Source organism: Chryseobacterium sp. SIMBA_028 (genome assembly GCF_046535285.1).
In the GTDB taxonomy this organism is placed as follows: Bacteria; Bacteroidota; Bacteroidia; order Flavobacteriales; family Weeksellaceae; genus Chryseobacterium.
Map to the genome: position 1 here is coordinate 44,810 of NZ_JAWRWZ010000001.1, position 23,498 is coordinate 68,307.

Annotated in this window: 20 protein-coding genes; 10 read left to right on the top strand and 10 right to left on the bottom strand. The window is 36.1% G+C overall.

The genetic code is table 11. From position 1 onward, the window contains the following. The first annotated feature begins 24 nt into the window (after nt 1-24). From leuC to leuB, 3 genes are read left to right on the top strand one after another with little or no spacing between them, the layout of a single operon-like run. Nucleotides 25-1,413, top strand: a complete 1,389-nt coding sequence (gene leuC, locus SCA31_RS00215; protein WP_410694739.1) for a 3-isopropylmalate dehydratase large subunit — start codon at nt 25-27, stop codon at nt 1,411-1,413. 12 nt (nt 1,414-1,425) lie between these two features. Beyond that, on the top strand, nt 1,426-2,034 hold the full coding sequence (gene leuD / locus SCA31_RS00220) for a 3-isopropylmalate dehydratase small subunit (RefSeq protein WP_410694740.1): 609 nt from the start codon (nt 1,426-1,428) through the stop codon (nt 2,032-2,034). Continuing rightward, a complete protein-coding gene (gene leuB, locus SCA31_RS00225; RefSeq protein WP_410694741.1) occupies nt 2,015-3,139 on the top strand; it encodes a 3-isopropylmalate dehydrogenase in 1,125 nt (374 codons plus the stop codon). Before leuD ends, leuB begins: the two co-directional genes overlap by 20 nt. Before the next feature lie 148 nt (nt 3,140-3,287). Here leuB and SCA31_RS00230 read toward each other — a convergent pair whose 3' ends face one another. From SCA31_RS00230 to SCA31_RS00255, 6 genes are all read right to left on the bottom strand, one after another. Then, nucleotides 3,288-3,473 (bottom strand): hypothetical protein, encoded by a 186-nt coding sequence (locus SCA31_RS00230; RefSeq protein ID WP_410694742.1) that lies wholly within the window; start codon nt 3,471-3,473, stop codon nt 3,288-3,290. A 426-nt stretch (nt 3,474-3,899) separates the two neighbouring features. Continuing rightward, on the bottom strand, nt 3,900-4,505 hold the full coding sequence (locus tag SCA31_RS00235) for a DUF4230 domain-containing protein (protein WP_410694743.1): 606 nt from the start codon (nt 4,503-4,505) through the stop codon (nt 3,900-3,902). Between the two features lie 3 nt (nt 4,506-4,508). Further along, on the bottom strand, nt 4,509-5,072 hold the full coding sequence (locus tag SCA31_RS00240) for a TlpA family protein disulfide reductase (RefSeq protein WP_410694744.1): 564 nt from the start codon (nt 5,070-5,072) through the stop codon (nt 4,509-4,511). 3 nt (nt 5,073-5,075) lie between these two features. After that, on the bottom strand, nt 5,076-5,543 hold the full coding sequence (locus SCA31_RS00245; RefSeq protein ID WP_410694745.1) for a hypothetical protein: 468 nt from the start codon (nt 5,541-5,543) through the stop codon (nt 5,076-5,078). Nucleotides 5,544-5,704: 161 nt separating this feature from the next. Further along, the gene (locus SCA31_RS00250; protein ID WP_410694747.1) at nt 5,705-6,124 is read right to left on the bottom strand and encodes a hypothetical protein; all 420 of its coding nucleotides are present in this window, start codon (nt 6,122-6,124) and stop codon (nt 5,705-5,707) included. 14 nt (nt 6,125-6,138) lie between these two features. Then, nucleotides 6,139-6,849, bottom strand: coding sequence for a hypothetical protein (locus tag SCA31_RS00255; RefSeq protein WP_410694748.1), 711 nt, complete (start codon nt 6,847-6,849; stop codon nt 6,139-6,141). 940 nt (nt 6,850-7,789) lie between these two features. Here SCA31_RS00255 and SCA31_RS00260 point away from each other — a divergent pair. Then, nucleotides 7,790-8,917: a hypothetical protein gene (locus tag SCA31_RS00260; protein ID WP_410694750.1), complete on the top strand. Its 1,128-nt coding sequence runs from the start codon at nt 7,790-7,792 to the stop codon at nt 8,915-8,917. Between the two features lie 236 nt (nt 8,918-9,153). Here SCA31_RS00260 and SCA31_RS00265 read toward each other — a convergent pair whose 3' ends face one another. From SCA31_RS00265 to SCA31_RS00280, 4 genes are all read right to left on the bottom strand, one after another. Continuing rightward, nucleotides 9,154-11,385, bottom strand: a complete 2,232-nt coding sequence (locus tag SCA31_RS00265) for a reprolysin-like metallopeptidase (protein ID WP_410694751.1) — start codon at nt 11,383-11,385, stop codon at nt 9,154-9,156. Nucleotides 11,386-11,563: 178 nt separating this feature from the next. After that, nucleotides 11,564-14,494, bottom strand: a complete 2,931-nt coding sequence (locus SCA31_RS00270) for a reprolysin-like metallopeptidase (protein ID WP_410694752.1) — start codon at nt 14,492-14,494, stop codon at nt 11,564-11,566. Nucleotides 14,495-14,698: 204 nt separating this feature from the next. Further along, nucleotides 14,699-15,196, bottom strand: coding sequence for a DinB family protein (locus SCA31_RS00275; protein ID WP_410694753.1), 498 nt, complete (start codon nt 15,194-15,196; stop codon nt 14,699-14,701). A 17-nt stretch (nt 15,197-15,213) separates the two neighbouring features. After that, entirely contained in the window at nt 15,214-16,353 is a 1,140-nt protein-coding gene (locus tag SCA31_RS00280; RefSeq protein ID WP_410694754.1) for an acyl-CoA dehydrogenase family protein, read from the bottom strand. A gap of 190 nt (nt 16,354-16,543) precedes the next feature. Between SCA31_RS00280 and SCA31_RS00285 the strand changes: the two genes are divergently transcribed. The 6 genes from SCA31_RS00285 (at nt 16,544) to SCA31_RS00310 (ending at nt 23,414) form a co-directional block, all read left to right on the top strand. Next, nucleotides 16,544-18,457 carry an endonuclease gene (locus SCA31_RS00285; protein ID WP_410694755.1) on the top strand — a complete coding sequence of 638 codons (1,914 nt, stop codon included), beginning with the start codon at nt 16,544-16,546 and terminating at the stop codon, nt 18,455-18,457. Nucleotides 18,458-18,626: 169 nt separating this feature from the next. Continuing rightward, entirely contained in the window at nt 18,627-19,232 is a 606-nt protein-coding gene (locus SCA31_RS00290) for a SatD family protein (protein ID WP_410694756.1), read from the top strand. 2 nt (nt 19,233-19,234) lie between these two features. Then, nucleotides 19,235-19,930: a DUF3307 domain-containing protein gene (locus tag SCA31_RS00295; RefSeq protein ID WP_410694757.1), complete on the top strand. Its 696-nt coding sequence runs from the start codon at nt 19,235-19,237 to the stop codon at nt 19,928-19,930. 36 nt (nt 19,931-19,966) lie between these two features. Next, nucleotides 19,967-20,689 carry a phosphoribosylaminoimidazolesuccinocarboxamide synthase gene (gene purC / locus SCA31_RS00300; RefSeq protein ID WP_076352005.1) on the top strand — a complete coding sequence of 241 codons (723 nt, stop codon included), beginning with the start codon at nt 19,967-19,969 and terminating at the stop codon, nt 20,687-20,689. 141 nt (nt 20,690-20,830) lie between these two features. Then, entirely contained in the window at nt 20,831-22,330 is a 1,500-nt protein-coding gene (gene purF / locus SCA31_RS00305) for an amidophosphoribosyltransferase (protein WP_284462605.1), read from the top strand. Between the two features lie 136 nt (nt 22,331-22,466). After that, nucleotides 22,467-23,414, top strand: a complete 948-nt coding sequence (locus tag SCA31_RS00310; RefSeq protein WP_410694758.1) for a glycerophosphodiester phosphodiesterase family protein — start codon at nt 22,467-22,469, stop codon at nt 23,412-23,414. Nucleotides 23,415-23,498 lie beyond the last annotated feature (84 nt).

The window sequence follows — 23,498 nt, forward strand, 5'->3', positions numbered from 1 at the left end:
GATTTAATTCAAGATAAAGTAAAAATGAACAACGATAAAAAAACACTTTTCGATAAGGTTTGGGATGCTCATGTGGTGGATACGGTACCGGACGGGCCACAAATTATTTATATAGACAAACATCTGATACATGAAGTAACAAGCCCACAAGCCTTTGCAGAACTTGAATCCAGAGATTTGAAAATATTCAGACCGGAGCAGATTGTCGCAACAGCTGATCATAATGTACCAACACTTCATCAGGAGCAGCCTATTCGGGATGAGCTATCAAGAAATCAAGTTCAGCAACTGACAGAAAACTGCCAGAAAAATAATATCGAATTATTCGGATTAGGGCATCAATATCAGGGAATTGTACACATTATTGCGCCAGAACTTGGCATTACACAACCCGGTATGAGTATTGTTTGTGGTGATAGTCACACTTCGACTCACGGAGCATTTGGAGCCATTGCATTTGGAATTGGAACCAGCCAGGTAGCTCAGGTTTTTACCAGCCAGTGTCTGTTGCTGAATAAACCGAAATCAATGAGGATTACCGTAAATGGTAAGCTTAATGAACATGTTCAGCCTAAGGACGTTATTCTTTATATTATTTCAAAAATCGGAACAGATGGCGGAACCGGATATTTTTGTGAATACGCAGGAAATGTGTTTGAAGAAATGTCTATGGAAGGAAGGATGACTGTCTGTAACATGAGTATTGAAATGGGAGCCAGAGGGGGAATGATTGCTCCTGATGATACTACTTTTAAATATGTACAAGGGCGAAAGTTTGCTCCAAAAGGAGAAAAATGGGCTGAAAAAGTAGCCTATTGGAATACCTTGAAGACTGATGAAGAAGCTGTATTTGATAAAGAATTGACCTTTGATGCTTCAGAAATTTACCCGATGATTACCTATGGAACAAATCCTGGAATGGGAATTTCAATTCATGAGGCTATTCCTTCACCAAAAAGTGAATCTGAAGCAAAAGCCTTACAGTATATGGGGCTGGAAGCAGGGCAGGCTCTTTCCAGTATCAAGGTGAATTATGTCTTCATAGGAAGCTGTACCAATGCAAGGATAGAAGATTTCCGTTCTGCAGCTCAATATATTAAAGGGAAAAGTAAATCAGATGCAGTAAGAGCATTAATTGTTCCCGGTTCACAGCAGGTGGTAAAGCAAATCTATGACGAGGGATTGGACAAAATCTTTAATGAAGCCGGATTCCAGATCCGTCAACCAGGCTGTTCTGCCTGTCTGGCTATGAATGATGATAAAATTCCTGAGGGAGAATATTGCGTATCTACTTCCAACAGAAATTTTGAAGGTAGACAGGGACAGGGAGCAAGAACCATTTTGGCAAGTCCGCTTACCGCAGCAAAAGCAGCAATAGAAGGTAGGATTTCAGCCTTTGAAAACTTAAATTAGATAGAGAAGTACATGCAAAAATTAGTTATTATAAAATCCCGTGCAGTTCCATTGCCGGCAGAAAATATAGATACGGATCAAATTATTCCGGCAAGATTTTTAAAAAGTATAGACAGAAAAGGGTTCGGAGAAAATTTGTTTAGAGACTGGAGATTTAATATTCATACAGGAGAACCAAATTCTGACTTTGTTTTAAACAATCCTAAATTTAGCGGTGAGATTCTGGTGGCAGGAAACAATTTTGGATGTGGAAGCAGTCGTGAACATGCTGCCTGGTCATTAACGGACTATGGCTTTAAAGTGATTATTTCCAGTTATTTCGCAGATATCTTTAAAGGGAATGCCTTGAATAACGGGCTTCTTCCCGTAAAGGTTTCTGAAGAGTTTTTAAAAGAAATCTTAGAAGGAATCAATGAAAATCCTGACAATGAAATTGCCATTGATGTGGAGTTACAGTCAGTTAGCTTTAAAGATACCACTGAAACCTTTGAGCTTGATTCTTATAAAAAAATATGCCTGCTAAACGGGTATGACGATATTGATTTTTTAATCAGCAGAAAACAGGCGATCACACAGTTTGAACTAAAAACACAGAAAACAAATGAGCAACAATTATTTTAAAATCGCGGTTCTTCCAGGAGACGGAATTGGACCGGAAATCATCAGTGAGAGTATCAAAATTCTGGATGTCATTGCAGAAGCTTTTCAATATAAGTTTCACTTCGACTATGGGTTGATTGGTGCAGAAGCTATTTTTAAAACCGGAGATCCTTTGCCTGAAGAAACGTTGAAGATTTGTAAGGAATCTGATGCTGTTCTTTTCGGGGCGATAGGAGATCCTGCATTTGATCATAATCCTGATGCCAAAGTAAGACCCGAGCAGGGATTATTGAAACTTCGTAAGGAATTGGGACTCTTTGCCAACATCCGCCCCTTAAAAACTTATGCTTCACTGATTGAAAAAAGTCCGCTTAAAAGAGAAATTATTGAGGGCGCAGATATTCAGATTTTCAGGGAGTTGGTAAGTGGAATTTATTTTGGCGAAAAATTTACGGATCCTGATGGCGGATATGCTTATGATGTTTGCAAGTACAGCCGTGAAGATATTCTTCCCATTGCTCATATGGCATTTCAGGAAGCTCAGAAAAGAAATAAAAAGCTTACCCTTATTGATAAGGCCAATGTTCTTGATACGTCAAGATTATGGAGAAAGATCTGTCAGGAAATTGCTTCAGAATATCCGGAGGTACAGCTTGATTATATGTTTGTGGATAATGCAGCTATGCAGCTGATTCTTAATCCAAAGCAGTTCGATGTTATTTTAACAGAGAATATGTTTGGTGATATTATTTCTGATGAAGCCAGTGTGATTGGAGGTTCTATCGGATTACTGCCCTCTGCATCCGTTGGTGAAAATAATGCATTATTTGAACCTATTCATGGATCTTATCCACAAGCAAAAGGAAAGGGCATTGCCAATCCTATTGCCTCTATTTTGAGTGTGGCTATGATGCTGGATCATCTTGGCTTACAGCCTGCAGCCAATAAATTGAGACAGTCTGTAGAACATGCCATTGAAAATAAATATGTTACCATTGACCTTAATACGAAGCAGTATTATTCTACCAGTGAAGTGGGAAGTTTTATTGCAGATCATATCAGGTATTCTGATAAGTCGTATTATAATTTTGAAAATGTAAAAATCGGAAAATCTACCATTGTATAGTTTTTAAAGTTCACTTAAATTAGGATAGTTAGAAGAAAGGTTCTGCCTCGTAATGAGACAGAACCTTTCGATTTTATTTAGTAATTGTTTTATAATAGTCTTAAAACTAGTAAGAAAAATGAAATTATTAAAATCTTAATGATTCATTTTACTCTTTGGTATTATCCGTTTTTCCTGATGTATTCTTGGAAGCTTTTTGGATGTCTTCTTTTTTAATATCAGGTGGATTAACCTTTTTCGAGGAAGCAGGTATATTCTGGAAATCCTGATTCTGTCCTTTAGTTTCTGCTGTATTGGCAGATTCTTTCTTTTTGCTATTTTCTTTTGAGACCATAACTTCAAATTTTAAATTTCAAAAATATTGAGAATATAGTCCAAAGTCTTTGCCAAAATACAAAATATTAATTATGCCTAATCGAACACACTTGTTTTTTCTATAAAAACTCTTGAAATGATACCTGAAATAAGCACAAGTGATATTATGAATATAAAAAATTGTGAAACCAGTTCATATATAATTGCTTTGTCTGCGTATTCGTCGTTTCTTTTTTGTTTAATAAATTTTATTATAGTTTTAATCTTGCCATAATTAAAAGCTGAATACAAAATAAATAATGAGCCTACTATAAAATTGATGAGCCATCCATTTGGCCCAAGAAAAATTCTATAATACACCAAAATTCCCGAAGAAAAAAATAGGAGCGAGCAGATTAAATTAATGATTTCTAATAATTTTATCATATATTTTACTAACTATAATCTAAAGTCCTAATATACCAACTTTTCCGGTTTCATCTTCTATGGTATAATTCAGGGCTTTGGCCAAAACGAAGATATTATTAAGATTCTCTATGAGCTGCTTACGTCCTTCGTTTCTTAATTGATTTTGGTCAATAGATTTAATAGCCGTTTCCTTAGCTTTAGCGGTTACATTTTTAATGTCTTTCTCTGAAATTCTATTGAAAAAAGAGTCATCCAGAGATTGGATTTCAACACTTGGTGTAATTCTTATATCTGCATCAGGAAGTTCAGTAATAACCAGTTTTTTATTGATGGAATCTACTTCAATCTTCATTTTATTCAGATCATAGGAAACCTGCGCAGTGGTCTTTGTATAAGTAATAATACTATTGCTTGATACTTCCTTACCCAATACTTCATATCCCATTTTGGTTTTCTGCATGCTGGAGCTGTTTTGCTCCATTACCACCATCTTATTCATCTTGGAGATCTGGTTGGTCAGGATATAATAATCCGATTTCTCCGTTTTTTCACCAAGGTTCAGGCAGGATTTAAGACCAAAGAACAGAAGGACCATGACCCCTGCACCTGCAACAAACGATATGATTGTTTTATTATTTCTCAAAATCTATTTAAAAATTTCTTTAATTACAGAAGAGTCATTCTTTTTCAGAATTTCAACCAAATCTCTTTCAATATAACCGCTGGTTGGCATTTCTACAATTCGTCCCACTTCCTTTCCATATCTTTTAAGGATAATGGTTGGTACTTTTTGTATATTATAAAGAGTTTCATCCCCCGCAGGAGATTCTTTTTTACGGTTAACCGCAATAATCGTCAGTTTATTCTCAGGATAGCCTATTTCTTCCAGTATTTTCATCAATCTTGGGAAATCTCTGTGGCTGTCCTCACACCACGTCCCAATGAACGTAATGATATTGTAGGTTCCCAGCTTTTCTTTTTTTAGTTCACTGATTGCCTTTTGGTCAAGGGCATACTCATCATGTTCCTTTACATACCAATCTGCGTAGGGCGCTTTTAAGAACTGCTCTTTTAGTTGGTTTCCCAAAAGCATTTTTCCATCCTTCTGAGTTTCAACCTCACGATTAACCACTACTTTTTGAGCACTAAGCTGCTGAGTAGCTAAAAATAAACTTGAAGTGGCAACAATATTTGTAATAAATTTTTTCATATTTTATTTCTCGATAATTGATTTTAAATCAGCAGGAGAGTAATATTTGTTTTTCAATACTTTATGGTCAGCCTTTCTGTATACATTAAATTTTTCTCCAGACTTTTCATAAAAAGATTCTACTTCCTTTTCTTTATAGAATTCAACAGTTTCATTGGCCTGCTCTTCATTATCACATGCTTTCGACATATTAGAACGCTGAACCTCGTTGAATAGCTCTACAAATTTATTGCCAAGTCCAAATTCCAGTACTGCACCACTTAAAACATACTGTAAATCACACAATGCATCAGCAATTTCTACGATATCATTATCTGCAATGGCTTGTTTCAGTTCATTTAATTCTTCCTGTAGAAGTTCTACTCTAAGATTGCATCTTTCTGGGGAAGGGATTTGTGGGGTGTCTAGAATAGGGGCTTTGAAAGTAGTATGGAATTCTGCTACTTGGTTCAAACTATCAATTTTATCCATGAAATTTTTTATTTATGACAAAGATAGAAAACGATTTGTTAATGGTAAAATGTACAGCGTAAAATATGCCTGTGAGAAAGAAAGAATAAGATATTTAAAAACACAAAAGCCACAATTTCAAAGTTGTGGCTTTTGTTTTAAAATTTATGGTTGGTATTCAATTATTCTGTTTCTTTATATTCCCAGATTCCGGAAATGTTTAAGACTTCTAATCCCGGCTGCCATTCACCATAGCTAAATACACAAATATATGTTGATGAGCAAGATGAACAATTGGTTCCGAAATATAAGGTGGGTAAATCATTTACCGTAAGTTCCCCAAAATGCTGCATTCTTTGTGAAGTTTCTGTAGTCATGCCGTGTTTCAATAGTTCAGCTTTTGACAATACTTTATCGTCGGCGTAGATTTGAAAGATTGGAAACCCTGATTGATATGGAGAAATTTCAATGGTATTTTCCTGGGTACAGTGACAGCAGGTGAAAGTAGTTTTTGCTGCAGGAATAGTTTCATCATTGATGAACTTATTCTTTGCAATAGTAGCCTTTTTACCAATGCTTATTTTTTTTGATATTGAATACATCTGAGTTTAATTTATTACTGAATAACGGTTCCTACCAAGTTATTGTATTTTCCGCTTGGACTTTTTTTGATGGTGATCTTTACATATCCTTCTTCAGCCAGTTTATTCCATGTTTTTTGAAATCCTGTTGTGATATCAATGGGAATTTTCCACATGGTTTGCTTACCGTTTCCTTTCTGATTAAACCAAGGGATAATATCGGCAGTTTGAGACTTGAAAGGGAGTGCATTGTTTAAAACATCAATTTCATAATAGAAATCATATTTATTTTCTTCCTGATTTAATGCTCTTTCCGTAAAAGTATACACATATCCATTGATGATTGGGCTGGTAAAACTTCCTCCTAAGGTAGGATTTCCGCTTCCGCTATAGTTAATGGCTCCGCTATATCTGTCATACTTTTGCCCTGCCAGAATAGGAACTTCATCTACGATATTGAATCCTCCATTTGCCGGAGGCCAACCGCCATTCAGGTTATTGGCTTTAAAGAGCGCTTCCAATTCTTTCCATTTGCCCTGCTTGTATAAGTCGTAGGCCTGATTTCTGATAGTTTGGTTTACTGTACCGTTTGTATCATAGGTTGCTGCAAGTTCATCAGCATTTTTATAGAATACAATTTTAACAGGGTTGGGGGGATTCTCAATCTCGTCTTCTCTGTCCGAACTACAGGCAATGGAAAAAGATGCAATGGTAAAGAAAAAAATGTACTTAAATAAATGTTTCATATATAAAAATTAAAATTATGTAGAAAATTTAGTCAGGTATTATCCGGGAAGAGCAGTAGAAATCTATTTTGATTTTTTTTCTCAATCATTGACAATGTTTTTACAGGACAACAATATTTTATCATGTTTTGATGTAGCATGTTTAAAGCAAAGTGTATCTACGAAAATAAATAACGAAAAAGTACCATAATGGTCAAGAAATAACCAATGAGTCTTCCCTTAAATACAAACTGGGTAAGCGGTACAATGCTAAGAATAGTATCGAGTGTAAATTTAATTAAAAAACTCAAATAGTAGTGATATTATTTTAAAATAAAGAAAATATTAAAAATTAGATGCATGTATAAATGTTTATAAGTGATTTTTATTTAAGATAATATGGTTTCTAAAAGATGGATCTATACACACAAAAAACGATTAAAATAATACGATAAGTAATTTTTTATTCTTGTTTTTTTGTTAATCTACCTTGGAAACGAGGCAGATTTTTACAGAATAAATACATCCAGTTTTCCTTAAGCGATTTGAAATAGCATAGGGGAATTTTGAAATTAAAATACCATTGTCATACTGAAAATATCCATTTGGCACTTAAAATAACTCTAATTTTTGAAGTATAAATTACTTGAACCGAGTCGTAGTGTAACTTGTTGTATATCAGAATTTTATGATGTTTTTATATTGTTAATATTCGCGAATATTAACAGCCATTTTGTTGTAGATGTAGAAACTTCAGTATATTTTTGTAACGTAAAAAAATGATGAAAAAAAGATTATACTAAATCATGGGATGATTCCCATTAATTCTTTGAGGAATTCCCAAGTCAGCTAATGACTTCCCCCAGAATTTTTTTTGAATGAATTTCTAGCATACAGTTGTTTTTTCATTTTAATTTAATTTTAATAACACGTTATACTATAATAGGGTAACAAAACAAGTATGAAAAAAAAATTATATTTATCAGTTATTGCATTTTTTTTTGCAGCAACTGTTTATTCTCAAGTCGGTGTAAATACATCTAATCCAGCTTCCAGCCTGGATATTACAGCAAAAAATGCAACAGGAAACAGTACTCATGTGGATGGACTTTTAATTCCAAGAGTGGATAGGGAAAGGGCTCAAAGTATGGCTCGTGTACCAGTTTCTACTATGATCTACGTTAATGATACTACAACGGGAACCATCACAGGAACAGCCGTAAATATAGATGCTGTCGGGTATTATTATTACGATGGTAATGTATGGAAAAAGTTAATACCTGCATCGGCCAATATGAATATTTATAATACCAACGGAAGCCTGGAAGGGAACAGGGTGGTCGATCAAGGAGATTATACATTGGCCTTTACAGGATCAGCAGTTAATCAATTCTCAGTGGATGGGGATAACCTGTCTGTAGATGCTTCAAACCACAGGGTAGGGATAGGTACCGCTTCCCCACAAAAAAAATTACATATTAATGGAAGTTTGCAGCTTACTGATGAACTGAATGTAGGCGGAAGCGCTACTTCACAGGGTTCATCCGGAACGGTTAGTCAGGTTCTTACTTCTAATGGGGGCGGAGCAGCTCCTTCCTGGGAAAGATCCAAGACAAATTTAGTAATTGGAGGATTAGAAGCAGGGTCTGGTATTGATATTCCTTTTGTCCACGATGAAGCATTAAGATATACCGGTGTTTATATTACATTACCACCCGGGAAATGGATGATTACTACGATTCAAATGACTGATATTCAAGGTAATTTAGGAATTGATGACTGGATGTATGTCAGAACTATATTTTCTGATCAAAACTTAAACATAGGAGATGAGGGAACATGGACACTTGATATAAAGGCAGCTCCCTGGATATGTTTTAGGTTAAAAGGATCAGAAGCAGGGTTGCCGAATTATCAAGTTTCTGTTATTCAAGGGAATACTATTATTGAGAATACATCAGGAGGTAATAAAACGTATAGATATTTGGCAGGAAGGACCGAAACAAATAGATCAATCCCTACCACTAAACTATCTAAATTTGGAAATTATCATGACGAAACTTCTATTTTTGCCATTGCTCTCAATTAATAAATATTTTTTACAACAGTGACTTACTATTTGTGAAGAATAGAAACTGATGTTTTGCGTCAGCCAATCAGGTTATTTAAATAACGCAATTGTCTTAACATAATACTTAATAAAATGGTATGAACCTCAATTGAGGTTCATACCATTTTATTTTTAACAAGCCTATATTGAATAGACTATTAAGATCATTTCATAGTCGCGATCATCCCGCGATAAAAGGGAGATTTTAATATTCTTTATTTTTTAATAAATCTTTTGGCAAATTTTCCAACCTGAAGTACATAGGTACCTTTTACCAATCTGCTTACATTGAGAGTGCCGCTCTGAAGAGCGCCCTCCATTACTAGCTTTCCTGACATATCATAAATTTTATACTCTTCATTCTTCGTATTTGAAAGGGTAAGTATATCTTTCACCGGATTAGGATAAAGCTTAATCTCTGTAGATCCTGCCAGTGTTGTTTCTGAGGTAGACAATTCACTTGCTGTTACGGAGATATTGGCATTATTCACATCAAAGAAGATATGATTGCTTCCTTTCACCATAATTCTTCCTGAGGTAGTTGCAGCATTAGGAATTGTTACCGCTTCGGATCCATCATTTGGGGTTCCGGCTAATAGAGTAGTCCACGAATCTCCGTTGTCAGTTGACCAAAGAATATCTACATTCGCGGCATTGATATTGTTAGCCGTAGTTCCTGCTACATTCCATGTTATAGTCTGTGAACTGCCTCCTGTATAAGAAGAAGCGCTGTTTTGTGAAGTTATTGTGAAAGGTCCAGCAGCAGCATTCACGGTGATTTTAGTATCATCTGAGCTGTTTCCGGCACCTCCTAATTTATTGTCTCTTACTGTAAATCTGAAATTAAGATCTCTTGCTACAGAAGATAAGGCCTCTACGTTAATTTCCATTCCCGCCGTAGTGGTTGCTCCTGCCAGAACAGAGGCCATTCTTGGAAAATATCTTACAGGAGAAGCTGTAGGGACCCATGATCTGAATGTAGGACCTGCTGTTTTTGTAGCAGTAGCAGCAGAATTACTTCCTGTTTGGGAAGAAGTTCCTTTATCCACCTGTTCCCAGATATAAGTAAGAGAATCTCCGTCTGCATCAGTTCCGGTACCTGTTAACACAAAAGGGGTACTTTTAGGAATCGTATAATCCAATCCTGCATTGGCTGTAGGAATTGTATTAGCCGTTGGTGTATTGACAGAACAGGTTTTTGCCTTAATGGTATTTGTAATTTGTTCTATACTTCTGGCATGAAAAAACGGATCTGAATTTTTTTGAACATCATATGGTGTAATGCCTGCATATCCCATAATAGTGGACCCTGAACCCGGTTCTACGGGCTGTAAACTTGATTGAGAAGTATAAGACCATGTGTGGTTTCCACCAAATTGATGCCCCATTTCATGAGCTACATAATCAATGTCAAAGGTATCTCCGGACGGGATTCCATTGGCAGGAGATGTGTATCCGCTTCCTTTATAATCGTTAGGATAAGTTATTCCTTGGTATACATAAGTAGACATGTCATTGCTGCAGATACAACCTATGCATCCTGCATTACCACCACCACCATCTTTACCAAACAAATGGCCTATATCAAAGTTTTCATTGCCAATGATAGAACTTAGTGCATTCATAAGTTCGAAATTCCATTTATCCATTTCTAAAGAGTCAGAATAGGGATCTCCGGAAGCATTGGTATAAATAATTGCATCATTGTTAGGAATAAGTACCATTCTTGCTGCAAAATCATTTTCAAATATTGCATTTACTCTTGTCATGGTATTGTTCATGGCAGCCAAAGCCTGTAACTTTGTTCCTCCGAAATAGGTTGTATATTCTCCGGTACATGAAAGTGCCAGTCTGAAGGTTCTCAATACAGCATCATTGGCATTTTTAGCTGTATTTGTATTAGAAGTTCCTTTTTCAGCAGTTTCAAGTACTTTACATTCCAGTTTATTTAAATCGTCTCTTCTGTCAGACTTTTTATAAACAACATAGGTAGAAAGATCCTTGGTGTAAGGCTCAATAAAAACAGCGGATTTATCTCCATATATCTCCATTGAGGAGAGCCCTAGAGGAGAAATACTAAAATAAACTGTTGAAGATTGATCTTCTATTCCTTGGCCTATATAAGATTTAATATCCGGATACTTTGCTGCCAATTCAGGATCAAAATTGGAATTTTCAGTGACTCTAAAGTTCTCCATTTTTCCTACTGAATTAGGAAACGAAATAATAATCTCTGATTTTTCTGTTAATCTTTTTGGAGTTCTTGCTAGTAAACTTTTCAAACTATTGATGTCCAGGTGAAAAAGTCTTGGGCCATCAATACTTGACATGTTTTCAAAGATAGATGAAGATTTTTTTTGAGTTCCCTTGGTCCATAGACGGTCTGTTTGTGCAAAAGAAAGACCTGACAGGACAAGCATTCCCATCATTAATAGTTGTTTTTTCATGTTGCCGTGAATTTTTTGTAGGTCAAAACTAGCAAAAATATTAGTAAGAAAATAATTTTTCTTTAGAATAATTCAAAATAAGGAATAAGAAAAATATTTAACTTATTGATTATAAATAGATAAAAAGGCTGCCCTTGTACAGAGCAGCCTTCACATCGTTTAAAATTTTAATAGACTATTAATTCTTAATGAATCTCTGAGCCTTTTCTCCGATCTGGATCATGTAAGCTCCCTTAATCAAGCCGCTTACATTTACAGAACCTCTTTGAAGTTTTCCTGAGTCAATTAGTTTTCCACCCATATCTAAGATCTTATAATCTTCAGATGTCGTATTTGAAATATTTAATATGTCTTTTGCAGGGTTAGGATATAACTTAATACCTGTGATCAAATCTTTGGTATTACTAAGTTCACCTCTTCCGGAAGAAACAATATTAAGTGTATAATCCTCAACTTGTCCATATGTATAAGCCTCACATGAAGAAGTAGGGATAGAACTATATTTCATCATTACTCTCATTCTTGTAGAACCTACAGTAGCAGTTGCCGGAATCGTAATAGATCCTGTAACCGGAGTTGTTGTGGAACCGGCTTTTGACCATGCTAGTTCTCCACTGTCTGTAAAGTCTCCATCTCCATTATAATCAATGTAAACAGCATATGCTTCACTATATTTTGTAGAAGTCCAAACTGGTGTGATTGATAGCGTATAAGCACTTCCTCTTGTAACGTTTGTTGAAATAGAAGTGAAGTTTTCATACCCTGCCGTTCCTGTTGAAGTGTTATTAATTGTTCCGAATTTCACATTTCCTATTCTTTCATCTGCTGTATTGGAGGCAGAAGATGAACAATAAGTAACAGTTCCCCCTCCAAGAGTAGTAACACTTACGGTATTACTTGAAGAAGAAGCATTACCTGCTGCATCTTTTGCTTTCACGGAGAAACTATACGTGGTAGAAGGTGTCAACCCTGTTGCTGTATACGTGGTAGATGCTGTAGAACCAATTAATGAAGCTCCTTGATATACATCATATCCCGTAACGCCTACATTATCTGTAGCTCCGGACCAGGAAAGGTTAGTGCTTGTTGATGTTGTGCCTGAAGCAGCAAGAGTAGGAGCGGTTGGTGCAATAGTATCAGGAGTTCCTGAACCTGCATTTACAGAAATATTAGCATTATTTACATCAAAGAAAATATGGTTAGAGCCTTTTACCATAAGTCTTCCTGTGGTAGTGGTAGCGTTAGGAATAGTTACCGCTTGCGAACCATCATTTGGAGTTGCTGATAATAGAGTAGTCCATGTATTTCCGCTGTCCGTTGACCAAAGAATGTCTACATTAGCTGTATTTACTCCGTTTGCAGTAGTTCCTGCCACATCCCAAGTTATGTTTTGAGAGCTTCCTCCAGTGTATGTTGTTGATGAGTTTTGAGAAGTTACAGTAAACGGACCAGCAGTTCCATTAACAGAGATTACTGCATCGTCTGAATTATTTCCTGAACCTCCGGACTTGTTATCCCGAACAGTAAATCTGAAGTTCAATGTTCTGGCTACTGAAGAAAGAGCTTCAACTGTAATTTCAGAACCTGCTGTGGTGGTTGCACCTGCTAAAACAGAAGCCATTCTTGGGAAATATCTTGTAGGTACAGTAAGGGGAGTCCATGATCTGAAATTAGGGCCTGAAGCTTTTGTTGCACTCGCGGCAGAACTAGCCCCTGTTTGAGATGAAGAAGCATTATCCATCTGTTCCCAGATATAAGTTAAAGAATCTCCGTCAGCATCAGTTCCGGTTCCTGTTAATACAAATGGTGTTCCTTTTGGAATTGTGTAATCTAATCCTGCATTAGCTGTAGGAATTGCATTTCCTGTATTTGTATTTACAGAACAGGTTTTTGCTTTAATATTATTGGTAATCTGCTGAATACTTACCGCATGGAAAAAGGCGTCAGAGTGAGGCTGAACATCCTGACCGGTAATTCCGGCGTATCCCATAATGGTTGATCCTGATCCCGGTTCCATATTGACGCCTGTTCCTTCATTTCCATGAGAGAACGTGTGGTTTCCACCGAATTGATGTCCCATCTCGTGAGCAACGTAATCGATATCAAAGTTATCTCCTGATGGAATTGCATCTGCAGGTGAAGTGTATCCGCTTCCTTTTGATCCGTTTGTACAGATACAACCGATGCAGCCTGCATTTCCTCCACCTCCGGAGGCTCCAAATAAGTGCCCGATGTCGTAGTTAGCTTCACCAATCACCGAAGTCAGAGTGCTTTGTAATTGAGAATTCCAACTACTCATACCAGAGGAAGCAGAATAAGGATCCGTAGAAGCGTTGGTATAAATGACAGCATCATTATTGGCAATCAGTACCATTCTTGCTGCAAAATCTTTTTCAAAAACACCGTTCACACGGGTCATGGTATTGTTCATTGCTGCTAAAGCCTGCGCTTTTGTACCTCCAAAATACGTGGTGTATTCTCCGGTACAAGACAATGCCAATCTGAATGTTCTTAATTTAGCATCATCAGCATTTGGTCTTGCTGCAATATTGGCATTGGTTACCCCTTTTTTTGCAACATCTATTACTGTACATTCAAACTTGCTGAGATCATCTTTCTTGTCTGATTTTTTGTAAACAACATAGGTAGAAAGATCTTTGGAATAAGGTTCAATAAATACGGCAGATTTATCTCCATATATCTCCATAGAAGATAATCCGAGTGATGAAATACTGAAATATACCGTAGAGTTTGGATCTTCAAGACCCTGTCCCACATAGGATTTAATATCCGGATACTTTGCCGCCAGCTCCGGAGTGAAGTTGGAATTCTCTTTCACTTTAAAACTTTCCATTCTGCCCTCAGAATTTGGAAAAGAAATGATGAGTTCTGATTTTTCGCCAACTGCCAGTCTTTTTGGAGCTTTTGCTAAAGCATTTTTTAATCCGTTAATATCCAGGTTGTATACCTTTGGGTTTTGGATACTGGATTTGTTCTCAAAGATCTCCGAAGATGTTTTTTTGGAGTTCTGAGACCATAGACGGTCAGTTTGTGCGTAGGAAACACCTGTGATCAGGAGCATTCCAATCAGGGTTAATTGTCTTTTCATATTAAATATTTGTTTTTGTTATGGTAAATCGAAATTAATAAAAAATATGTTACGAAAAACAAAAATTTTTATGAAAAATTTAGAATATTCATTTAATATATTATGCGATACATTGAATATAATTGAAATAAAGTGGAGTTAAAATAGAAATGACATACGTAAAACACGTATGCCATTTCATTTATTAGTATAATAATTTTTTAATTACATTTTATCATCCGCAGTAGGGCCGTAAAGTCCGGGAACCTTATTTCCCGTGGATCTTAAATAAACGACCAATTCACCTCTGTGATGGTACAAATGATTATAAAGAAAGCCTCGTACTACCTGAATTTTCGGGGATGGAGGAAAGAGAATATTTCCATGCATTTCCATTTTCCATTCATTGAAATAGGTGCTTTCGTCCGAGTCTTCCAGTACTTTCTGTGCCTGGGCTACATTTTCTTCAAATTTTGCAACAATCTTTTCAGCCTTGGAAATATCGCCTTTATCATACCGGTATTCTCCCATGTCAAAGACATCCTTATTGAAAGTAGATTCATACCAGTTGTATACTTCAGCAATATGAGAGGCCAGCTGAGCGGTCGTCCAGTTTTTTTCGGACGGCTTCCAGTCTAAGGCACTGTCAGGAATTGCCTTTAAAATTTTTCTGGTGTTCTCTGCTTCATACAGAAATTCACCCAAAAGAGCCTGTTTTATCATTTGTATGAGGGTTAAAATTATCTTGTAATATCTCTTCCGATCACCAATCTCTGGATCTCAGAAGTTCCTTCACCAATCGTGCAAAGCTTAGAGTCTCTGTAGAATTTTTCAGCAGGAAAATCTTTTGTATATCCATAACCTCCAAAGATCTGAACAGCGTTGTTGGAAATTCTTACACATGCTTCAGAAGCATATAATTTTGCCATAGCTCCTTCCTTAGTCATCTTTTGTTTTGCATTTTTTAGAGTTGAAGCTCTTTGGATAAGAAGTTCAGCAGCATCAATTTCTGTTGCCATATCAGCAAGCATAAAGTTGATTGCCTGGAATTCAGAGATTGATTTTCCAAACTGATGTCTTTCTTTTGCATATTTTAAAGCAGCTTTATAAGCTCCTCTTGCTGTACCTAAACTTAATGCAGCAATGGAAATTCTACCACCATCCAATATTTTCATGGCTTGCTTGAATCCTTCACCTACCTCACCTAAGCGGTGCGAGTCTGGTACACGTACATTATCGAAAATAAGTTCTGCTGTTTCAGAAGCACGCATTCCTAATTTATTTTCTTTTTTCCCCGATGCAAATCCTGGCATTCCTTTTTCTAAAACGAAAGCTGTAGAGTTATTTTTAGCTCCTACTTCACCTGTTCTTGTCATTACTACAGCGATATCTCCTGAAATAGCATGGGTAATGAAATTCTTTGCTCCGTTGATGATCCATTCATCTCCATCTTTTACAGCAGTGGTAGACATACCTCCGGAATCTGAACCTGTATTATGTTCTGTTAATCCCCAAGCTCCGATTACTTTTCCGGATGCTAGCTGAGGAAGCCATTTATTTCTTTGTTCTTCATTTCCAAACTCATAAATATGATTTGTACAAAGAGAATTGTGTGCAGCTACAGAAAGACCAATAGATGGATCTACCTGAGAAATTTCGTCCAGAATAGTAACATACTCGTGATAGCCTAAACCGGAACCTCCGTATTGCTCAGGAACTACAATCCCCATAAATCCCATTTCTCCTAATTGATGGAATAGGTCTTTTGGAAATGTCTGGCTCTCATCCCACTCCATAATATTCGGTCGGATATTCTTCTCTGCAAATTCTCTAGCTGTCTCCGCTATCATTTTGATGTTGTCAATTGTCTCTGTGTTCATATAGATAATAGTTAGTTCCCAAAGATAATTAAATTGACGGAATGCTAAAGAAAATTATTGCATTCATAATACTACAGCGTTCAATATTTTAATTTCCAATTTTTTATGGTTTGAGAATTAATGTTTTCTTAATAAGATATTCAAACTTTTACATATTTTATTTTGCTATTTTAGCCTCCCAATTTAAGGTATGAAAAAAATTCTACTTCCTATAATTTTAATTTCCTCTTATATTTCCGCACAAGTACCTGCAGGATATTATAATGGAACAGCTGGGTTAACGGGGTATGCCCTAAAATCAAAGCTTCATGATATTATTTCGGATAAAATGATCAACTGGCATTATGATGACCTGAAAGTGCTTTATAACCAGACTGATCTTGACAAATATTATGATCATGATGCTTCCAATACGCAATATCTGTTGGATATCTATTCGGAAATACCTTCGGGACCGGATGCTTATGAATACAAGACTGATCAGCTCATAGCCGGTGCAAGTGGTGAGAGTTTGGGGTATAACAGGGAGCATATGATGCCGCAAAGCACATTTAGTACAAGCTCGTCTATTAGTGATTACCCTATGTATTCGGATCTTAATTTCATTATTCCTGTGGATGCCTATATCAATCAGCGAAGGAACAATTATCCCTATGGAATAGGAAATAATACGAATCATTATATTTTCACCAATGGTTCGAGAATGTCTAATGCGGCTATTCCAAACTATCCTTATGCAGGAAGAGTCTATGAGCCTATTAATGAATTTAAAGGCGACATTGCAAGGACTTTGTTATACTTTGCAGTAAGATACGAAGGAAAACTTGGGTCGTTTAATACGGCCTATACTACCTCAGCAAACATAACACCGACAACGGATCAGTGTCCACTTGACGGAACTGAAGAAAGGGCTATTGATCTTCCGTACGTTGCCATGCTGAAACAATGGAGTGCAGCAGATCCTGTTTCGCAAAGAGAAATAGACAGAAATAACAGCATCTATACAATACAAAAAAACAGAAATCCATTTATAGATCATCCTGAATGGATTGATATGATCTGGTCTGAAACTCCTGACACTATTGCTCCGGCGGCTCCCGGGTCTCTGGTTTCAACACAGCAAAATGCTTATTTTGTGAATTTGAATTGGGCAGCTTCTCCCGATACGGATGTTTTAGGATACCGAATATATATGAATGGCTCAACAACACCTGTAGCAGTTACAAAAGGAACTTCTATAAGCATAGATCACCTGAGCCCGTCAACAACCTATACTTTTACAGTAAAGGCTTTTGATAAAGCCTATCTGGAATCTCCATTCAGTAATACGGTTACCGCTTCTACAATTGCTTCAGATTCATATGCTCAGGATCTTATGATTACAAAGTATATATCAGGAACCAATACAGATTTTATTAAGAATAATGCTTTGGAAATCGTTAATAAAACAGGACACGAAGTTAATTTGAATAATTACAGAATCAATATCCAGTTTAAAAATAACAGTTCAGGAGCTATCTATAGTGGAGATACCTATGAACTGGAGGGTAAAGTAGGAAACAATGAAACATTTGTTATTTTGAATCCAAAATCTACTTTATCATGCTATACCAATGATCAGGCAAAATTTGTAACAGCTTCTGATCCCATGAAATTTTCAGGAGAAAATTATGTAGAGCTTGCTTATAACAAGACCGTTACTGTAGATGCTATTGGAGTGAAATATACCACCAATAATAACGGAAATGTATCTTTATATAGAAAAAATATAATCAATCAGCCTGCAGGTACATTTAATATCAGTGAGTGGGATTCTTATTCGTCCAATTACTGTCAGAATCTGGGAGGCACTTTATCCACTACAGAATTGATTACTTCCAATAGCGAGCTTAAAATCTATCCAAATCCTGTTGATGATCATCTTTTTGTAAGCGGTGATGTAGAAAAAGTTAAAATAACTCAAATTATTGATCTTTCCGGAAAAGTGATTTATATCGAAAAAGATCCTTTTAGAAATAAGAAAAATATTTCTGTACAATGGCTTCCAACAGGAATGTATATCCTTAAGGTTGATGATAAGGTGTTTCAATTTATTAAGAAGTAGTAGAGAAAGCTATTTTTTTACTTTTTCACAATTTTAAGATTTTAGCTAAGGCCTTAAAAACCTTGTGTTTATCATATCATCGATATAAGCAGATTCACTAATAATCAATATCTATAAGTGTTTCTGCTTATATTTTTTATTTATAAGTAATTATGCTTATATTTGCAGTATGATAGCGGTCATTACCGGTGATATTATAAATTCACAGCATGCGGACACTGAAGTTTGGATTACCAAGCTTAAAAATCTTCTCGAAATCTGGGGAAGCGCTCCTGGCACATGGGAAATCTACAGAGGAGATGAGTTTCAGTTCAAATGCAATATCGGTGACGTTTTTTGGCATTTTCTAGCCATAAAATCACTTATTAAAAGTCAGGAAAATTTAGATGTAAGGATTGCCATTGGTATAGGTGAAGAAAGTTTCTCATCCGAGAAAGTCACCGAATCCAATGGAACAGCCTATGTAAACTCCGGCAGATTACTCAACGACCTTAAAAATGACGGGCACACTGTTGCTATCAAAACTTCCAGTGATTCTGTGGACAGGGATTTGAATATCTTATTGAAATGGTCATCCAAGGATTTTGATAACTGGACAATGGCTACGTCAGAGATTATTCATGAAATGATCATGAATCAGGATATTACACAAGAAGATCTTGCTAAAAGATTTGCTATTTCACAGTCTTCTATAAGCCAGAGACTGAAACGAGCTAACTATGAGCTCATCGTGGAAACCAACCAGTATTTCAGAAAGAAAATCTCAGAACTATAAGCATGATCTTTATCAAACTCATATTGGCACATCTACTCGGAGATTTTATACTTCAGCCAAATTCATGGGTTGCTGATAAGGAGAACTATAAACTGAAAAGTAAGTTTTTATACTTTCATGTTCTGATTCACACCGTTTTAAGTTTTATTTTCCTTTGGGATTTACAATTGTGGTGGGTTGCTGTCTTGGTAGGGGGTACTCATTTTATTATTGATGCAGCAAAGCTTAGCTTTCAAAATGTAAAAACAAAGAAAAGATGGTTTTTCATTGACCAATTACTCCATGTTTTGGTGATTGCAGGAGTTTCTTTCTATTTTCAGGAATTCAGCTTCAGTTTTTTACAAAATCAGGAATTTTTAAAGATCATTATGGCAGCATTGTTTCTGACAACGCCCGCTTCCATTTTTATCAAACTACTATTGTCGTCCTGGACACCCGCTCCGGATGGCCCAAACAATATTCAAACCGAATCTTTATCAAGTGCCGGAAAATATATCGGAATTTTAGAACGCCTTTTGGTATTTACCTTTATCATGGTAAATCACTGGGAAGGCGTAGGTTTTATGGTGGCTGCCAAATCTGTTTTCAGATTCAGCGACCTAGCACAGGCAAAACAGAGAAAACTTACAGAATATGTATTAATTGGTACATTGCTAAGTTTTGGACTGGCTGTCTTAACAGGAATAATAATAAAGTAAATCAATAAATCTAACTACAATTTAGAAAGTAAAATTATGAGTCAAAAGAAAGAAATGTTGTACGAGGGGAAAGCAAAACAAGTATTTGCTACCGATAATCCTAATGAAGTAGTAGTACGTTTCAAAGACGATGCTACAGCATTTAACGCTCAAAAGAAGGGTCAGGTTGACCTGAAAGGGGAAATGAATAACGCGATTACTACCCTTATTTTTGAATACTTAAATGAAAAAGGAATCAAAACTCATTTCATCAAACAATTGGACGAAAGAGAGCAGTTGGTGAAAAAAGTATCTATCATTCCTTTGGAAATGGTCGTAAGAAATTACTCTGCAGGAAGTATGGCACAAAGATTAGGAGTAGAAGAAGGAATTAAATCTCCTGTAACAATCTTCGATATCTGCTATAAAAAAGACGAATTGGGAGATCCGCTTATCAATGATCACCATGCTGTTTTCTTAGGTGCAGCTACCTACGAGGAACTTGATGAAATGTATGAATTAACGTCAGATATCAATGAAATCCTTATCGACCTGTTTGACAAGATCAATATCATCCTGGTAGACTTCAAAATCGAATTAGGAAAAACTTCAGATGGTGAAATTATTCTTGCTGATGAAATTTCTCCTGATACTTGCAGACTTTGGGACAAAGACACGATGAAGAAACTGGATAAAGACAGATTCAGAAGAGACTTAGGTGAAGTTACTGAGGCGTATGTTGAGATTTACAACCGTCTTAAAAACCTTCTACAGAAATAAGATTTCGGATATTAAACATCAGGTATCAGATGTTTATTCTGAAAATTGCTTTGTTGGTTATAACAAAATTAAAATTTGAAGTTAACTTAGACTAATTTCTAACATCTAATATCTAACTTCTAATCATTAGAAAAAATAGAAATGAAAAGTTTAGACATTCATAAAAGTGAATATTTAAAACAGTTTGAAAACCAGACCTACGGAAGAAATCTTTTCAGAACTCAGGAAGAGGAAAGATTAGATGCTCCTAATGAGGAATGTGGGATCTTCGGATTGTATTCAGACAATGATCTGGATACGTTCTCTCTTTCACAGTTCGGGCTTTTTGCACTACAGCACAGAGGCCAGGAAGCTTGTGGTATTTCTGTCTTAAAGGATGGAAGAATTACCAATATGAAAGATGAAGGACTGGTTTTAGATGTTTATAAAGACATTCAGGAACCTGAAACTTTTATGGGAAATTCTGCAATTGGACATACTCGCTATACCACTGCAGGAGATAAAAAGAAATATAACTTCCAGCCATTTTTCGCCAAAAACGAATATGACCAGATTATACTTTCCATAGCACACAATGGTAACCTTACCAATGCCAAGGAACTAAAACATGAATTAGAAGCTGAAGGCGTAGTTTTCAGAGCAACTTCCGATTCTGAGGTTATCTTGAGACTGATCCAGAAAAACCTTGACCTGGGACTTCGCGGAGCTATTAAAGCTACCATGGAGAAAATTGAAGGGGCTTATTCTGTAGTAGGAATGACTAGAAATAAATTCTTTGCATTCCGAGACTTTAATGGTATTCGTCCATTGGTTTTAGGAGCAATTGATGAAAATTCTTATGTAGTTGCATCAGAATCTGTGGCATTAGATGCCGTAGGTGCGCAGTATGTACGCGACATTCTTCCGGGAGAAATCATTTATACAAATGAAAATGAACCTGGAAAACTTCAGTCTTATATGATGGATGAAGCAAAGGGTAAACAAAGAATCTGCTCATTTGAGTACATCTATTTTGCAAGACCTGACTCTACCTTAGAAAACATCAATGTTTATGAGATCAGAGAAAAGTCTGGTGAAAAAATATGGGAACAAGCTCCTGTAGATGCAGATCTAGTGATTGGAGTTCCGGATTCCGGAGTTCCTGCTGCTATTGGTTTCTCTAAGGCGTCAGGGATCCCTTTCCGTCCAGTATTGATTAAAAACCGATATATTGGAAGGAGCTTTATTGTTCCTACTCAGGAAATGAGAGAAAGGGTAGTTAATCTAAAATTAAACCCGATTATTTCAGAAATGAAAGACAAAAGAGTAGTTATTATTGATGACTCTATTGTTCGTGGAACAACCTCCAAAAGGTTGGTTAAAATTCTAAAAGATGCCGGAGTAAAAGAGATTCACTTCAGAAGTGTTTCTCCACCAATTATTGCTCCATGTTATCTGGGAATTGATACCCCTTCAAAGGATGATCTTATTTCGGCAAACATGTCTACAGAAGAACTTAAAAACTATTTAGGAGTGGATTCTTTAGAATTTTTAAGTATAGACAACCTAAAGACCATTTTAGGATCTTCCAATCACTGCTTCGGATGCTTTACAGAAGAATATCCGGTAGGAAAAGGAGAGGAGGTAGAATTATTCAATTAATTTTATTAAAATAAAAACAAGAGAGTCAGTTATAACCTGACTCTCTTTATTTAGGCGAATATAGCATAACCTTAATATTCCTGTATTATACAGTATACATGCAAGTTTTAATTTTGTAAGATTAAAATTTCAGAATATGAAAAACGTATTTCTCACAGGTCTTTTTTTTGTATGTACCCAATTTTACTTCTCCCAGTCTTTCGATAAGCAAGCCCATCGCGGAGGAAAATCTCTCTATCCTGAGAATACAATTCCGGCAATGAAGAATGCTCTAAAAATGAACATTAGAACATTGGAAATGGATCTGGCCGTTACAAAAGATAAACAGGTCATCCTTTCCCATGATGCTTTTCTTTCACCAGAATTAATAACAAAGCCGGACGGAACCTATATTCCAAAAGATTCCGGTTTTTACTACAAAATTTATGAAATGCCCTATGCGAAGATTCAAACATTTGATGTTGGGCTGAAGAAACTTAATAACTATCCTGATCAGAAGAAGATAAAAGCTAAAAAACCTCTTTTTTCTGAAGTGATAGATGCTTGTGAGACGTATTCCCGTGAATTGAAAAGGCCTTTGCCCATTTATAATATTGAAACAAAAACGCGCCCTTTCTCAGATAATATCTTTCATCCTGAACCAAAAGAATTTGTAGACTTGATGATGAAGATTATTGTTGAGAAAAAGATTCAGGATCGGGTAATTATTCAGTCTTTTGATCCCAGAACCCTGGAGATTATTCATAAAGAATATCCTAAAATAATGACAGCTTTATTGGTAGAAAAGGTTGATGACAGAAAACTGGCTCAGCAGCAGGCTCATTTCAAAAATATACCTGCAGAAAAATTTAAGCTGTATCCCAATCACATGAATGGGGTAGCAGGAGATATGACGTTCCTAAGTTTTACTCCAACTGTATATAGCCCAGATCATACTCTTGTTACTCCCAAACTTGTACAAGAATGTCATACATTGGGCATGAAGGTCATCCCATGGACTGTTAATACGAAAGAAAGATTACAGGAATTGAAAGATATGGGAATAGACGGAGTAATCAGTGATGATCCTAGAATATTTCAATAGTTTTTCATATTTTACTTGAAAAAATAAATAGCCGGAAGAAAAATTCTTCCGGCTATTTTATCAATGCAGAAAACTGCATCTGGA

Excerpts from the sequence above, each read along its gene's own strand:
- leuC (WP_410694739.1), top strand. The coding sequence starts at position 25 with ATGAACAACGATAAAAAAACACTTTTCGATAAGGTTTGGGATGCTCAT.
- leuD (WP_410694740.1), top strand. The coding sequence starts at position 1,426 with ATGCAAAAATTAGTTATTATAAAATCCCGTGCAGTTCCATTGCCGGCA.
- leuB (WP_410694741.1), top strand. The coding sequence starts at position 2,015 with ATGAGCAACAATTATTTTAAAATCGCGGTTCTTCCAGGAGACGGAATT.
- SCA31_RS00230 (WP_410694742.1), bottom strand. The coding sequence starts at position 3,473 with ATGGTCTCAAAAGAAAATAGCAAAAAGAAAGAATCTGCCAATACAGCA.
- SCA31_RS00240 (WP_410694744.1), bottom strand. The coding sequence starts at position 5,072 with ATGAAAAAATTTATTACAAATATTGTTGCCACTTCAAGTTTATTTTTA.
- SCA31_RS00245 (WP_410694745.1), bottom strand. The coding sequence starts at position 5,543 with ATGGATAAAATTGATAGTTTGAACCAAGTAGCAGAATTCCATACTACT.
- SCA31_RS00250 (WP_410694747.1), bottom strand. The coding sequence starts at position 6,124 with ATGTATTCAATATCAAAAAAAATAAGCATTGGTAAAAAGGCTACTATT.
- SCA31_RS00255 (WP_410694748.1), bottom strand. The coding sequence starts at position 6,849 with ATGAAACATTTATTTAAGTACATTTTTTTCTTTACCATTGCATCTTTT.
- SCA31_RS00260 (WP_410694750.1), top strand. The coding sequence starts at position 7,790 with ATGAAAAAAAAATTATATTTATCAGTTATTGCATTTTTTTTTGCAGCA.
- SCA31_RS00265 (WP_410694751.1), bottom strand. The coding sequence starts at position 11,385 with ATGAAAAAACAACTATTAATGATGGGAATGCTTGTCCTGTCAGGTCTT.
- SCA31_RS00270 (WP_410694752.1), bottom strand. The coding sequence starts at position 14,494 with ATGAAAAGACAATTAACCCTGATTGGAATGCTCCTGATCACAGGTGTT.
- SCA31_RS00275 (WP_410694753.1), bottom strand. The coding sequence starts at position 15,196 with ATGATAAAACAGGCTCTTTTGGGTGAATTTCTGTATGAAGCAGAGAAC.
- SCA31_RS00280 (WP_410694754.1), bottom strand. The coding sequence starts at position 16,353 with ATGAACACAGAGACAATTGACAACATCAAAATGATAGCGGAGACAGCT.
- SCA31_RS00285 (WP_410694755.1), top strand. The coding sequence starts at position 16,544 with ATGAAAAAAATTCTACTTCCTATAATTTTAATTTCCTCTTATATTTCC.
- SCA31_RS00290 (WP_410694756.1), top strand. The coding sequence starts at position 18,627 with ATGATAGCGGTCATTACCGGTGATATTATAAATTCACAGCATGCGGAC.
- SCA31_RS00295 (WP_410694757.1), top strand. The coding sequence starts at position 19,235 with ATGATCTTTATCAAACTCATATTGGCACATCTACTCGGAGATTTTATA.
- purC (WP_076352005.1), top strand. The coding sequence starts at position 19,967 with ATGAGTCAAAAGAAAGAAATGTTGTACGAGGGGAAAGCAAAACAAGTA.
- purF (WP_284462605.1), top strand. The coding sequence starts at position 20,831 with ATGAAAAGTTTAGACATTCATAAAAGTGAATATTTAAAACAGTTTGAA.
- SCA31_RS00310 (WP_410694758.1), top strand. The coding sequence starts at position 22,467 with ATGAAAAACGTATTTCTCACAGGTCTTTTTTTTGTATGTACCCAATTT.